The 13,881-nt window shown below is 65.4% G+C and carries 12 protein-coding genes; 6 read left to right on the plus strand and 6 right to left on the minus strand.

What is annotated here, in order from left to right:
- The first annotated feature begins 377 nt into the window (after positions 1-377).
- Complete coding sequence (locus XH81_RS23490) at positions 378-1,406, plus strand: glycosyltransferase family 2 protein (protein WP_028140063.1); 1,029 nt, start codon at positions 378-380, stop codon at positions 1,404-1,406.
- 3 nt (positions 1,407-1,409) lie between these two features.
- Here XH81_RS23490 and XH81_RS23495 read toward each other — a convergent pair whose 3' ends face one another.
- Positions 1,410-2,402, minus strand: coding sequence for a glycosyltransferase (locus tag XH81_RS23495; RefSeq protein WP_028140064.1), 993 nt, complete (start codon positions 2,400-2,402; stop codon positions 1,410-1,412).
- A gap of 246 nt (positions 2,403-2,648) precedes the next feature.
- Between XH81_RS23495 and XH81_RS23500 the strand changes: the two genes are divergently transcribed.
- The 3 genes from XH81_RS23500 to XH81_RS23510 all read left to right on the plus strand — a co-directional run bounded on the left by XH81_RS23500 (position 2,649) and on the right by XH81_RS23510 (position 6,369).
- The gene (locus XH81_RS23500; RefSeq protein WP_038974648.1) at positions 2,649-3,752 is read left to right on the plus strand and encodes a glycosyltransferase; all 1,104 of its coding nucleotides are present in this window, start codon (positions 2,649-2,651) and stop codon (positions 3,750-3,752) included.
- A gap of 3 nt (positions 3,753-3,755) precedes the next feature.
- Positions 3,756-5,105: an O-antigen ligase family protein gene (locus tag XH81_RS23505; protein ID WP_028140065.1), complete on the plus strand. Its 1,350-nt coding sequence runs from the start codon at positions 3,756-3,758 to the stop codon at positions 5,103-5,105.
- 118 nt (positions 5,106-5,223) lie between these two features.
- Positions 5,224-6,369, plus strand: a complete 1,146-nt coding sequence (locus XH81_RS23510) for a GNAT family N-acetyltransferase (protein WP_271596381.1) — start codon at positions 5,224-5,226, stop codon at positions 6,367-6,369.
- Between the two features lie 58 nt (positions 6,370-6,427).
- On the opposite strand, the gene wrbA is transcribed toward XH81_RS23510, so the two are convergent.
- The 3 genes from wrbA to XH81_RS23525 all read right to left on the minus strand — a co-directional run bounded on the left by wrbA (position 6,428) and on the right by XH81_RS23525 (position 8,636).
- A complete protein-coding gene (gene wrbA, locus XH81_RS23515) occupies positions 6,428-7,027 on the minus strand; it encodes an NAD(P)H:quinone oxidoreductase (protein WP_028140067.1) in 600 nt (199 codons plus the stop codon).
- A 122-nt stretch (positions 7,028-7,149) separates the two neighbouring features.
- Positions 7,150-7,848 carry a pirin family protein gene (locus XH81_RS23520; protein ID WP_028140068.1) on the minus strand — a complete coding sequence of 233 codons (699 nt, stop codon included), beginning with the start codon at positions 7,846-7,848 and terminating at the stop codon, positions 7,150-7,152.
- Between the two features lie 35 nt (positions 7,849-7,883).
- Positions 7,884-8,636, minus strand: coding sequence for an SDR family NAD(P)-dependent oxidoreductase (locus XH81_RS23525; RefSeq protein WP_028140069.1), 753 nt, complete (start codon positions 8,634-8,636; stop codon positions 7,884-7,886).
- Between the two features lie 118 nt (positions 8,637-8,754).
- Here XH81_RS23525 and XH81_RS23530 point away from each other — a divergent pair, with 118 nt between their 5' ends.
- Positions 8,755-9,690 carry a LysR family transcriptional regulator gene (locus XH81_RS23530; protein ID WP_028140070.1) on the plus strand — a complete coding sequence of 312 codons (936 nt, stop codon included), beginning with the start codon at positions 8,755-8,757 and terminating at the stop codon, positions 9,688-9,690.
- Positions 9,691-9,721: 31 nt separating this feature from the next.
- Here the strand turns inward: XH81_RS23530 and XH81_RS23535 are convergent, their stop codons facing one another.
- Positions 9,722-9,979, minus strand: a complete 258-nt coding sequence (locus XH81_RS23535) for a hypothetical protein (RefSeq protein WP_028140071.1) — start codon at positions 9,977-9,979, stop codon at positions 9,722-9,724.
- A gap of 149 nt (positions 9,980-10,128) precedes the next feature.
- Between XH81_RS23535 and XH81_RS23540 the strand changes: the two genes are divergently transcribed.
- On the plus strand, positions 10,129-11,115 hold the full coding sequence (locus XH81_RS23540) for a tripartite tricarboxylate transporter substrate binding protein (RefSeq protein ID WP_028140072.1): 987 nt from the start codon (positions 10,129-10,131) through the stop codon (positions 11,113-11,115).
- A gap of 71 nt (positions 11,116-11,186) precedes the next feature.
- Here the strand turns inward: XH81_RS23540 and XH81_RS23545 are convergent, their stop codons facing one another.
- A complete protein-coding gene (locus tag XH81_RS23545) occupies positions 11,187-13,805 on the minus strand; it encodes an autotransporter outer membrane beta-barrel domain-containing protein (protein WP_049801869.1) in 2,619 nt (872 codons plus the stop codon).
- Between the last annotated feature and the right edge of the window lie 76 nt (positions 13,806-13,881).

Raw genomic sequence — 13,881 nt, forward strand, 5'->3', positions numbered from 1 at the left:
GACCGCGCTTGTTCTATTCAAATTTACAGGAAAAATATCGCGAGCCCGAAGAGCAAATCCGATGCCGCGCCGTCTCACCGGTCGCAGTGCTTACGGTCGGGTTAATGCGCATGCGCATTAACTACGGCATTGTTCATGTTGGGTCTTCGTCGGCGCATGGACCGCGAATTGCAGTACTACATGCGCATGATTTCGCGGGAGAAACAGACGAAAGCAGTTAAACGCATGATGTTGTCTTGGGACCGCCGGGAGACCCGCGTGAGGCGCCATCAACTGGCCGTTCGTTTTGGGACGCATCTGTCCCGCGACGATGTGCCGTCGCGGGACGTACGAATGAAGCAGGGCTTTTTCAATATATCTCGGACATCTAGAACGTCATGACATTGATCCCGACAGACCTGTCTGCCACGCGTATCTCGGATGCCGTGCGCGATCCCAACCGGGAGATCGCGGCGAGCTCCGGGGTCATCGACCTGTCGGTCGGTATCGTCGTCTGCATTCCCTGCTTTCGCCGGCCGGAGCACCTGCGGCTGACGCTGGAGTCGCTGGCGAACCAGCGGACCCCGCGGTCCTTTGCCGTCGTCATGGTCGAGAACGATGCCACGCAGCGCGAGAGCGCGCCGGTTGCCGCGGAATTTCTGGCCGCCGGCAGGCTGCAGGGCGTCTGCCTCGTCGAGAAGCGGCAGGGCAATTGCCAGGCCATCAATGCTGCGTTCGAGACGGCGCAGGCACTGTTTCCTGCCGCAACCCGCTTCCTGATGATCGATGACGACGAGATCGCATCAAGCGACTGGCTCGAGCTGATGGTCCGTACCGCGGAGGCGACTGGCGCCGACGTGGTCGGCGGGCCGGTGCTGCCGATGTTCGACGATGACAGCAAGCCGTGGCTTTCGCGTCATCCCGCCTTTTGTCCCGCCTACGACTATTCCGGCGCTGTGCCGCTGATCTATGGCTGCGGCAATTGTCTGATCACGCGCGCCGCCTTCGAGCGGTTCGACCGTCCCGCGTTCGACCTGCGCTTCAATTTCCTCGGCGGCGGCGATTGTGATTTCTTCGTGCGGTGCCGTGATGCCGGCATGATCTTCCACTGGACGGCGGAGGCCGTCATCACCGAGACCGTGCCGCAAAGCCGCACCAGCCTCGGCTGGATCGCCAAGCGTGGCCTGCGCATCGGCGCGATCAATTACCGCGTGCAGTACAAGGCCGCGCAGGGCGCGGCGGCGCGAGCGGGGGTGTTCGCGCAGATGCTCGGGCGATTGCCGCTCTCGCTGGTTCGGTCCGCAGGTTTGTTGACGTCGTCGAAGGCCGTCGTCGCGATGCATCCGGTGATGGTCGCGCTCGGCTCGATGCTCGCGGCATTCGGGATCGAGCCGAAGCCCTATGAGGCCTCGAAGATCGTGTCGTGACGATTAGATGCCGAAACGGGCGAGGGCGGTCCTGGCCGCGGCGCGCGGCAACGCCTTGAGCGAGCGCCGGCCGACCATTCCGAGATAGCCAAAAGCCTGGCGATATCGGCCGAAGCGAACCGCCTGCATCGCCGAATAGGTGATGAGATGAAGTTCGGCGGCGAGGCGCAGTCCGGCCGCCATGCCCTCGGGCAGGCGTGCCAGGATCAGTCCGTCGTCGAATACCCTCGCGATGGCAGGGAAGAAGTCCTTCGGCGTCCTCACCGCCGCGTTCATGGTGTTGGCGGTGTGCAGGCGATAATCGAGCAGCAGTTTTGGCGCGAACTCGAACTCGCCGATTGCGGCGAGGCGACACCAGCAGTGCCAGTCCTCACAATAGCGCAGCGATGTGTCGAAACCGCCGATGGCCCGGAAAGCTTCCGCGCGTGCCAGCGCAATACCGCCATTGACGATGAAATTGCCGGCGGCGAGCCGCGTCAGCACGTCGCCGGACGGCTTCCGGCGCCCTTTCAGCAGGCCGCGCCGGCCGATCTGGTGTCCCTCGCTGTCGATCGTGTTGTAATCGCCATAGACGAGCACCGCCCGCGGAGCCCCGCGTGCCGCCTCCAGCAGGGCCGCCACTGCGCCGGTGCGAAGGCGGTCGTCGGCATCGAGGAACAGCAGCCATTCGCCGCGGGCATATCGCGCACCGAGATTGCGCGCTGCCGACACGCCGGCGGAATCATTCGTCATCAGGCGCAGCCGCGGATCGCGAATGCCGCGGACGATGGCGGTGGTGTCGTCGGTCGAGCCGTCGTCCACGACGATCACTTCGCCCACCTCGCCCTGCGCCAGTGCGCTGGCCAGGGTTTCGCCGACATAGGCCGCAACGTTCTTGGCGGGAATGACGACGGACACCGACGAGGTCGAGCTCGACGGCAGGGGCTGGCGTCCCGCCGGAACGAGGCGCGTGGTGGCCGGCAAATCGAGAACGTCTTCGGCGGTGATCTGAGCCACGGCTCGCCTTTAAGAGTCTGTTAACCAGGACGCATGCGCTGAATGGATGATGCGATCGATCGCAGCATGGGCAGGCCCAGCGAATGATACTCGCATTACAGCCTGATCGTTGCCGGGAAGGCCTGCGCGGCGCCGGTTTCGTCAATTAGCGTTAAGCCGCTGGCATTAAGCCTGTGGCAAATTTGGAAGAGAGTGACAGCCGGTCCCATGCGAGAATGCGCATCCGGTTGCCGCGGATGGAATCCAGTGCCCGCAAAGACATTCGAACACGACCCAGATGCGATGATCCTCAACCTCTTCTATGAGGACAAGGACGATCGCTGGTTTCCCGGCGACCGGCATCTGCGGCGCATGGCGCGCCGCTTGCTGCTCGGCGAGCCGCGCATGAGCGGCCAGCTTCGCGTGTTCCTCAATCTCTGTGCGGGGCTCGACCGGCTCGGCATCCGCTACCGCGTCAACGACTACGGCTACATCGCGCGGCATCCTGAAGAGCTGGCCTGCATCGTCGGCCGCACCTTCCTGCTCGACAAGTTCGCGTGGAAGAACCCGATCCTGCTCGGCGTCGCCGCCCACAATCATCCGCTCGACGATCCTGATTTGTTCAAGCGGCTGCCGGTGAAGAAAGTCGTGGTACCCGGCCCCTGGTACGTGGACATGTACCGGCCGTACTGGCCCGAGACGGAGGCCTGGCCGGTCGGTATCGACACCGATCTATGGGCGCCGTCGCAGGCCTCGCAGAAGGCCGTCGACGTGCTGATCTACGACAAGGTCCACTGGGATCGCGAGCGTTTTGCGCCGGAGTTGATCGAACCCGTCCGCGCCCGCCTGCGAAAGGAGGGGCGCTCCTTCGCGGAGCTGCGCTATGGCAGCTACAAGGAGGAAGATTATCAGGCGGCGCTGGCGGCCTCGCGCGCGATGATCTTCCTGTGTCAGAACGAGAGCCAGGGCATCGCCTATCAGCAGGCCTTGTCTTGCGGCGTGCCGGTATTCGCCTGGGATCCGGGCGGCCCGTGGCGAGACCCCGATTACTATCCGCACCGCGTGCAGTTCGCGCCGGTGTCGTCGGTGCCGTATTGGGATGAGCGCTGCGGGGCCAAATTCGTCGACGTCGCCGGGTTCGAGGCGGGGTGGGACGACTTCTGGGAAGGGTGCGCTGCGGGCGTGTTCGATCCGCGCGGCTATGTCCTGGACAGCCTCACGCTGGAGCAACGGGCGCTGCAATACTACGAGATCGCGCGGAGCATCGTGCGGCAGCCGGCGGCGTCGCTGGCCCCCGCTAACCCGGTCGATGGACGCTCGATGGGATTGAGCCCGGACCTGGAGCTTCCCCGGCGTCACCAGGTGTCCTGAACCATGGACCGCAGCGCCGCCGACATCACCCTCGATGCCCGATCGTTGGGCCGCGCCTTCCGCGACGGCCTGGCGGAGCTGAATGCCGTGCGGGCCGCGCGTTGCATCGTAGCCGTCGCGTCGCTGCTGCTGGTGCTGGTGACGCTCGATCCGTTCCCGGACCTGCGCAATCCCGATGTCACCACCGTCGTCGGCGGACGAATGGCGCTGGCCTATATTTCCTGGGGACTGCTCGCTGCGGTCGCGGTGCTGTTCGTCGCCACCACGGATGCGCCCGCGCTGAAGACCCTGGTGACACCGCTTCATCTCTGCCTCGTGGGCTGGCTGGTGATCAACATCGTCCTCTCTGAGAGCCGCGGCGTTTCCATCCAGCGCTTCGTGCTCGCCGCCAGCGTGACGTCGCTCGCCGTCCTGCTGCCCTTGCTGCCGCCGACGCAGCGCAGCTTCAATCTGTGCCTGGGTACGGCCGCGCTGGTGCTGCTCGCGCTCTGCTATCTCGGTGTCTTCCTCGCGCCGCACTATTCGATCCACACCGCGTTCGATATCGGCGAGCCGCAGCTTGCCGGCGACTGGCGCGGCAGTTTTGGCCATAAGAACATCGCCTCGCCCGTGATGACCATCCTGGTCTATGTCGGCATCTACCTGACCGCCGTCGGCTCGTTCGTGATGGGACCGGCGATCGCCGCGCTGGCCGGCGTCTTCCTGATCTTCACCGGCGGCAAGACCTCGTCGGTGCTGTGCCTTGCGATCTACGCGCTCGCGTCGCTCGTCTACGTGACGCCAAGCCTGTGGCTGAAGCGGATCATCTGCTTCGTGCCGCTGATCGTGATGAACCTGCTGACGGTCGGCAGTGTCTTGAGCCCGGCGTTGGGAGCGATGACGCGCTTGCTGCCGCTCGATCCGACCTTCACCGGCCGCTCCGCGATCTGGGAGTTCGCGCTCGCGGCCGTCGCCGAGAAGCCGATCATCGGTCACGGCTATGCGGCCTTCTGGGATGATGTCACGGCGCGGCAGACCGCCCAGGGCGCCGAATGGGCGACGTCGGCGGCGCACAGCCACAACAGCTATCTCGACCTCGCGGTCACCATCGGTCTGCCGGGGCTGCTGCTCGTGATTCTCGTGTTCGTGCTTGCACCGCTCGGCAATTTCCAGTCAGCCCAGGCTCACAGCCGCAGTGGGGCGCTGGCAAAGCTGTTCCTGACCGTGTGGCTGTTCGGCCTGTACTACGGCGCGACCGAGACCTTCCTGCTCGAACGGCAAAATCCGATCTGGTTCATGTTCGCGCTCGCGGTGGCGGGCCTGCATTTCCTCGCCAGGTTCCAATGCGTCGAGCCGATGGAACCGGAGCGCTGACAGCTTGTCGCAGCCGGGGCGATGGTGGCATCGGCTTAACGATTGAGCGGCTACGTCTCTTGTGATGTGCGACAAGCATAATCTATCTCGAAACATTCAGTAATCGTATGCCCCGCAGATGACGTTCCTCAGCGTCGAGCAACCAGATGGCCTCGTGTCCAGCACGTCGAACGTCGCTGTCGATTTCGTGCGTGACTGGCGGCAGGCCGCGTCGCGTCTGAACGCCGGGCATCGCACCGCATTCCAGCATGGTTACTGGCTCGATGCATGGTATGAGGCGTTTCACGATTTTGCGCCGCTGATCGCGATGATCTCGGATGCCGCCACCGGCAAGGATATCGCGGTCGTGCCGATGGTCAGCCACATCAGGCGCGGCATCCGCATCGTCGAATTCGCAGATCTCGGCGTCTCCGACAACAACGCGCCGATCCTGGCGCTCGATGCCGCGTTGGACGCGGCGGCGATGGATGCGATCGGCGGGGCACTGGTCGAGGCGATGCGCGCCTTGCCGGATCGCTTCGACTTGCTTCGCCTGAGGAAGATGCCGGCCCAGGTCGGCGACAAGCCGAATCCGCTGGTGTCGCTCGGGCGGATCGGATCCTCATCGCTCAACGGCAATGTCGTGCTGCTGGGCGACGACTATGAGGACTACCAGGCCTCGATCAAGCGCATGCAGATGCCGCGTTGCTGGCGCGTCTTCAGCCGGCACGAAGGAGCGCGGTTCGAGATCGCCGCGGACGTTGCGCGCGCGCATGAGCTCCTTGACGTGACGGATGTCCAGCAGCAGGCGCGCATGCGTCAGCTCGGCTCGCGGTTCGTCCTCAACGACGACGCCCATGCGCGGTTTTACCGCGAGGTCGCCCGCCAGGGCGTCGCGGAAGGTTATGCGGTCGTCACAGCGCTCGTCTGCGATAAGGGTATTGTCGCCACCGCGTTCGGCGTCAGATCCGGCGCGACCTACTACCTCTTGCGCATCAGCCACGCCGGCAATTCATGGTCGAGCTGCTCGCCGGGGCTGCTCGTCGCCGAGCGCACGATGGCGGCGCTGCATGCAGAGGGCGTGCGCCGTTTCGACCTCAGCATCGGCAACCAGGATTACAAGCGGCGCTTCGGTGCCGAGAGGGTGCCGCTGACCGACGTCAGCATCGCGCTGTCCTGGCGCGGCGTTCCTTTCGCATGGCGCGACCATGCCGCGCAGGGCCTGCGCCGCCATCCCGCGGCGGCCGCCCTTGCGGCGCGCGCCATGGGCAAGGGAACACGCTGAAGCGGCACTCCCGACGGGAATGCCGCGACGCATCGGCGCTACCGATCAGCCATGGAGCTCAGCCGTGGAGCTTCCTGGCGGTCTCCGCGATCTGGCGTCCCTGATAGCGCGCGCCGGCGAGCTCGTTGGCGCTGGGCTGGCGACTGCCGTCGCCGCCGGTGATCGTGGTGGCGCCGTAGGGTGCGCCGCCGGTGACTTCGTCGAGCTTCATCTGGCCGGCAAAGCCGTAGTTCATGCCGACCACGACCATGCCGAAATGCAGCAGGTTGGTGATGATCGAGAACAGCGTCGTCTCCTGGCCGCCATGCTGGGTCGCAGACGACGTGAAGGCGCCGCCGACCTTGCCATGCAGTGCGCCCTTGGCCCAGAGCCCGCCGGCCTGATCGAGGAAGTTCGCCATCTGCGAGGCCATGCGGCCGAAGCGGGTGCCGGTGCCGACGATGATCGCATCGTAATTGGCGAGATCCTCAATCTTGGCGACGGGGGCGGCCTGATCGACCTTGTAATAGGAGGCTTTGGCGACCTCGGCCGGCACCAGCTCCGGCACGCGCTTGACGTCGACGGTGGCGCCGGCCTCGCGCGCGCCTTCGGCGACGGCGTTGGCCATCGCCTCGATATGGCCATAGGCGGAATAATAGAGGACGAGAACTTTGGTCATGGTGGTCTCCGTTGGGGGGATTAGTTTGAATGGTTGCTTGAGGCGTGGATGGCCGGGACATAGGCTGGCGGAAGCGACGCCGTCCTTCAGACGGCTATGCCCGGCCATGACGGCGAGAGCGTTTACGCCGCGTCGACGAGCACGAGCTCGGTGTCCTCGAGCGCGGTGATCTTCAGCCGGTCCTCGTCGCGGATCGCGGCGCCGTCGCGGGCGTTGACGCGCACGCCGTTGATCTCGACTGAACCTGCCGCAGGCACCAGGTAGAGATGCCGCGCCTTCTGCGGCGCGTACTCCGCGCTCTCGCCGGCCTTCAGCGTAGTTGCGAGCACCCGCGCATCGGCGCGGATCGGCAGCGCGTCTGCATCGTCATCGAAGCCGCTCGCGATGGTGACGAGCTTGCCGGAACGATCCGCTTTCGGAAACGGCTTCGAGCCCCAGGTCGGCTGTCCGCCGCGCGTCGTCGGCTCGATCCAGATCTGGAAGATCCGCGTCTGGGTCGGCTCCAGATTGTACTCGGAGTGGCGGATGCCGCTGCCCGCGCTCATCACCTGCACGTCGCCCGCTTCAGTGCGGCCTTCGTTGCCGAGGCTGTCCTGGTGCGTGATCGCGCCCTCGCGCACATAGGTGATGATCTCCATGTTGGCGTGGGGATGAGCGGGAAAGCCGGTGTTGGGCGCGATCTCGTCGTCGTTCCACACCCGCAATGCGCCGTGACCCATGTTGTTGGGGTCGTAATGGCCAGCGAAGGAGAAATGATGCTTGGCCTTGAGCCAGCCGTGATCGGCGCCGCCGAGTTTATTGAAAGGTCTGAGTTCGATCATCTGCGTAATCCCTGTGTGGGTGGTTGGCGCCTCGATCAGGCGCCAAACCCGCCGTCGACATTGAGCACGGTGCCGGTGACGAAGGAGGCTTCCGGGCTCGCGAGGAAGACGATTCCGGCGGCGACTTCCTCGGGACGGCCGAAGCGCTGCAGCGCGTGCTGCTTGCGCTGGGTCTCGGCGAACTCGCCGCCATCCTTCGGGTTCATGTCGGTGTCGATCGAGCCGGGCTGCACCACGTTCACGGTGATGCCGCGCGGTCCGAGGTCGCGTGCCGCGCCCTTGGTGTAGCCGACCACGGCGGCCTTGGTGGCGACGTAGTCGGCAAGACCCGGAAACGAGGCGCGGTCGGCCAGCATCGAGCCGACGGTGACGATGCGGCCGCCTTCACCCATCAGCTGCGAGGCGGCGCGGATTGCCGCGATGACGCCGTGCACGTTGACCTGATCCTGGCGGGCGAGGGCATCCGTGTCGGCATTTGCGTCGTCGATGCCACCGCCAGCGGCAACGCCGGCATTGTTGACGAGGATGTCGAGATGGCCGAATTCCTTGGCGACGTCGTTGACGAGCTGCGCGACGTCCTTGGCGGAAGCCTGGTCCGCCCTGAAAGCGCGGGCCCTGACGCCCTTGGCCTTCAACTCGGTGACGACGGCTTCCGCCTTGTCCGGCGAGGCCACGTAGCTGATGGCGACATCCGCGCCTTGGTCTGCGAGAGCGCGGGCAGAGGCCGCGCCGATGCCGCGCGAACCGCCGGTGACGAGGGCGACCTTGCCTGAGAGCTTCTTGGTCATTGGATTTCTCCATTGCGTAGGTTTGCGATTGACCCTTGGATAAGCCTCCGCTTGTGGTATAGAAATAGAAACTGTTGAAACGCATTGTTTCCATAGATGCCCCGATTGGATAGCCCTGATGGCAAAACTCCCTGATTTCGAGGCGCTCGCGATCTTTGCGAAAGTTGTGGAGTTACGGTCGTTTGCGGGGGCCGCGAGCGAGCTCGTCATGTCCAAGGCCACGGTGTCCAAGGCGGTGACACGGCTGGAGGAGCGGCTCGGCGCCCGGCTGTTCAACCGCACCTCACGCCGGCTTGCGCTGACCGATGCCGGGCACAAGCTCGCCGAGCGTGCGACGCGGCTGCTGACCGACGGCGAAGCGGCGGAGAACGAGGCGCTGGCGCAATCGGTGGCGCCGCGAGGTCTGGTGCGGCTCGCCGTGCCCATGACGTTCGGCATCAAGGCGGTGGCGCCGCTGCTGCCTGAGTTCTTCGAGGCCTATCCGGAAGTCTCGGTCGATCTGCATTTGAGCGATGCGACCGTCGACCTGATCGGCGAGGGTTTTGACATGGCGGTGCGGATCGCGCGGCTGCCGGACTCCTCGCTGATCGCGCGGCGGCTCTTCACCATGCCGCGTTTCACCGTGGCCGCGCCGTCCTATCTGAAGAAGCACGGCCGGCCGACGCATCCGATGCACCTGGCCGAGCACAAATGCTTCAGCTACGCCTATATGTCGACGCCCAACATCTGGCACTACACCAATTCCGCCGGCGAGCAGGCCAGCGTGCGCCCGGGTGGACAGCTCCGCGTCAACAACGGCGAAGCCGTGATGCCGGCGCTGATCGCGGGCCTCGGCATCGCCGAGCTGCCCGAGTTCATCGTTGGCGAAGCGATCTCATCGGGCGCCGTCGAAGTGATCCTGAAGGATTGGAAGCAGGCCGAAGGCGCCGTGCACCTGGTGACGCCGCCCGGCGGCCCGCGTCCCGCCCGCGTCGAAGCCCTCGGCGATTTCCTCGCGGCCAAGTTGCCGGGCACCTGCAAGCGGCGGACGCGTGGGAAGGTCAAGGCGTCGTAGGAAAGCGAGCGGCATCAATGACGGTGTTCGACTACGCCACCTTCACGCCGTCGATCGCGACGATACGCAGGCTTGGCTTCAGCGTTTCTTCCAGCTGCGACTTCAATACGTGAACGCGAGGGTCTCTCGAACGCTTCGCACAAACCGCATATTGATGGACCGATTGCGCCAATGCGCGGCGCGCTTCCGGCGTACGCGTCACTTCGGGCCTTGCAAGCCGCAGAACGATCGCGGCGAGATTCACCAGCATCTCGTCCAGGGCGACATCGATGGTTCCAATGTTTGGCATCACGAACTCCCTCAAGAGGGCAACAGCGGCTCCAGGCATGCGTTCCGGGCTCGGCCGAACATGGCTAACGCTTCGTAAAAATCTTGTTCTTGCCGATCGCGGCGCTAGGCTGGGTGCGAAACAAGAAAATTCGGGGAGAGGGACCTGCCATGGATCGACGCGACGTCCTGCGCGCCGCTGCTGCACTGCCGTTGCTGCGCGCTGCGTTACCCGGACCGGCCTCTGCGCAAACCTACCCCGCCCGCAACATCACCATGATCGTGCCGTTTCCCGCGGGCGGACAGGCCGATCTCGCCGCGCGGCCGGTGGCGATGGCGCTGGAGCGGATCCTCGGCAAGGCCGTCATCGTCGACAACCGTGCCGGAGGCGGCGGCGGCTCGGTCGGCAATGCCGCGGCGGCACGCGCCGAGCCCGATGGCTACACGCTGCTGATGACGCTGTCCTCGCTCGCGGTGCTCCCCGAGGCCGACCGGCTGTTCGACCGTCCCGCCGCCTACGAGGTCTCGCAGTTCATGCCGATCGCGCGCGTGCTCGCCGATCCCACGCTGCTGGCGGTGCCGGCCTCCGCGCCATGGAAAACGGCGCAGGATTTCGTCGAGGACGCGAAGAAGCGGCCGGGTCAGATCACCTACGGCTCGTCAGGCCCTTACGGGACGCTGCATGTGGCGATGGAGATGTTCGCCAACAGTGCCGGCATCAAGCTGCTGCACGTGCCGTTCCGTGGCGCGGGTCCCGCGCTCACCGCAATCCTCGGTGGGACCGTGCAGGCGATCGCCGCCGCGCCGGGGACGCTGAAGCCGCAGGTCGACGACGGCAAGCTCCGCGTGCTCGGCAATTGCGGCGCCCAGCGCATCGCGAGCTTTCCCGATGTGCCGACCTTCCAGGAGCTCGGCTACAAGGACGTCGAGATGTATATCTGGGCCGGGCTGTTCGCACAGAGCTCTCTTCCCGCGCCGATCGCGACCCGCCTGCGCGAGGCGATGGCACAGGTGATGGCGAGTCCCGAGGTGCTCAAGGCCTTCGAAACCTCGGGCAGCCTCGTCGCCTATCAGGATGCGCCGGCCTTCGCCGAATTCGTCGCGACCGACAGCAAGCGGCTGATCGCGGCGGTGAAGAAGATCGGCAAGGTGGAGTAGGGCTTCGCTTCAAGTTGTCTGTTTAAGCATGATCTTTCGGAAAACCGCTGCGCACTTTTCCGGATCATGCTTTAGAATTCGCTGCGGACAACGCCCCGAAGGGTATGCCGGTCATATCCCGGCGCGAACGCGCCCTCGTAGGATGCCTTGAACGATGTCGCGGCCGTGAGGTCCCATCGGATCTCGGCACCGGTGAGCGCCACCGTGCGCGCGCGCTCGACGCCGGTGATCGCGAACGGAATGCCGGGCGCGCCTTCGAGCGCAGCGGTAATGGTTGCTGCGTTGCCGGAAAACTCATGGCGTACGGCAAGGGTCGCGCCGAACTGCGCCGCGTGACCGTTCGGCATCATCATGCGGTGATGGGTGCGCAAGCCGGCCGTGCCGTAGCCGACGTCGAAGCTGCCGGCGCGCACCAGCTGATTGACGCCGGGCGCGCCGGTCTCGGAGAAGCTGCCCTGGCGCGTTGAATACCAGTCGGCCTTGGCGAACGGCTCGGCCGCAAAACCCCATCCGGTCTCGAAGGGACGTGCGATGCCGAACGACGCGGCAAAGGTATTCGCCCGCGAGGAAGCCGTTGCAGTCTGTCCCAGGAACGAGATCGTGCGGGAGGATTCCAGCGCCGCGAAGGAATAGCTGATGGCGGATGCGAGATTGAATCCTCCCGCTTCACCGCGTGCGTAGAAGCCGGCATGACCGGCATTGGCGTCGATGCGGTCGGCCCGGCCCGCCATGCGCAACTGACCGGTCGATGCGCCGATCGCAAGGCCGGCCGTGAAGCCCGGCAGGTTCCAGAGATCGGCGCCGAGGGCCGCGCCGCCAACGGCCGTGCTGGTCCCGAAAGCAATGTTGCTCGCCGCCACCTTGTCCCAATTTCCGTAGCCGCCGAACCAGATGCTCTGCACCGGTGCAGCGCGGCGACCCCGCAGCGCCTTGTCGATCGGGTCCACCGGCGCCTCGGCGTAGGCTGTGGCTGACATCCGCACGCTCTCGCCGCGCGACTGCGTGCCGGCGTTCCACATGAAGCTCTGGAACATGTCGGCCTGGTCCGCGGTGAAGCGGCGACCGTCGGCGTGAATCTGCCCGGCGAGATCGTCGAGGCCGGCCTTGATGCCTGATGTATTGAGCGCGGCGAGCGTATTGATCGCGGTGCCGAGCGGACCGGATGCGCCGCCGGACTGCGCCTGATCCAGCGCGCCGGCCACCGCCGTCTGGTTCGGGGTCAGGCCCGACAGCGTTCCGAAGCCGCCGATCTGTTGCAGAAGGAAGTAGACATTGCTGGCATCGTAGCTGAGTTGCCCCGAGACCAGCGGGCTGCCCGAGGTCGTGAGCGTCGCGAACGTGCCGGTGACGCCGCCGGTCGCGGTCAGGATCGTATATTGGGTGTTGGCGAGGAAGCCCGCGCCGAGCGGCACGATCTGCACCGTGCCGCCATTGAGTGTCGCCGTCCCGGTCGCTGCGATCTTGTCGGACTGGCCGCCGGGATTGATCTCGACCTGAAAGGTCGAGCCGGCGTTGAAGGTCACGTTGCCGCTGACATTGAGGGTCCCGATTGAATTGCCTGATACGACCATGCCGCCATTGTTGACGACGATGCCGCCGACCGTGCCGGTGCCGCCGAGATAGCCGCCGTTGACGGTGACGACCGATGGCAGCGTGCCGTTCACGATCAGGCCGCCCGCGTCCACCGTGGTGGCTCCGTTGAAGGCGGTGGTGCCGGTCAGCGTCCAGACCGAGGTGCCGGTCTTTGTCAGTTGCTCGAACTCGTCGAATTGAAGGCCGGCTCCGAGATTGCCGAGATCGAACGAGGCGCTGCCGCTGCTGCCAAGGTTCAGCGTGTCGGTGCCGGTCCCGCCGCGAACATTTCCGGTGATCGTCGAGCCCGGGGCGAGGCCCAGCAGGTCATCGCCTCCGGACAGGTCGATCGCTCCGCTGCCGCCGCCGGAGATGGTTCCGGCATTGAGGACAGTGTCGGTGCCGGAAGAGCCCTGGATGGCGATGAAGAAGCCGCCCGAAATCGTGCCGCCATTGATGAGGGTATTGCCGCCGGCAATGAGCTGCACGCCGGTATGGCCGCCGCCGATCGATCCACCCTGATAGACAAGGACGACATTGTCGCTGGACGTGCCGCTGATCCGCAGTCCCGTCGTGTTTCCTCCGGTGCCGACGACCGTCCCGCGAATGTTGACGAGATTGCTGTTCGAATTGTCGATGACGATGGCCGCTTCGGCGTTGCCCGTACCTTCCGCGATCCCGCCAGCCGCGATCGTCACATTGTTGTGGCTTGATCCGTTGGAGAGCAGCACGGCTCCGCTGTAGGTCGAAGCTGTCGCCTGATCGTTGACGGTGACATGCGAAGCGATGGTGCCGTCGAACACGATCGCGGGAATCCCGGCGCCCGGCAGGAGCGACGTCAAGGTACCGTCGCCGACGTTGACCGTGACGTTGCTGCCGCCGGTGGCGTTGATGTGGTCGGTGTTGCCGAGGCCGGTGCAGGTCGCGACATCGCCCGAATTGAGCGCGCCAATCGTGCCGGTGCCGGCCACAGTGCAGGCCGCGAGCGCCGGGACGGCTGTAAGGACGGGCAGCGCGGCAAGCACCAGCGGCGCCAGCGCCGCAGTCACGAGCAGCCTGTTACGCAGGATGGCGGCCGTTGTGGTGTTTTGCGCACAGGCCGGTATTGCAGTCGGCATCGACGGATTCCCTCATTCCAGCGCAATTGCTAGCGGGGCCGTCGCCGCGGTTCTTGGCGTTATGCGAAATGCCCTA

The organism is Bradyrhizobium sp. CCBAU 25360 (assembly GCF_028128695.1).
GTDB lineage: Bacteria > Pseudomonadota > Alphaproteobacteria > Rhizobiales > Xanthobacteraceae > Bradyrhizobium > Bradyrhizobium ottawaense.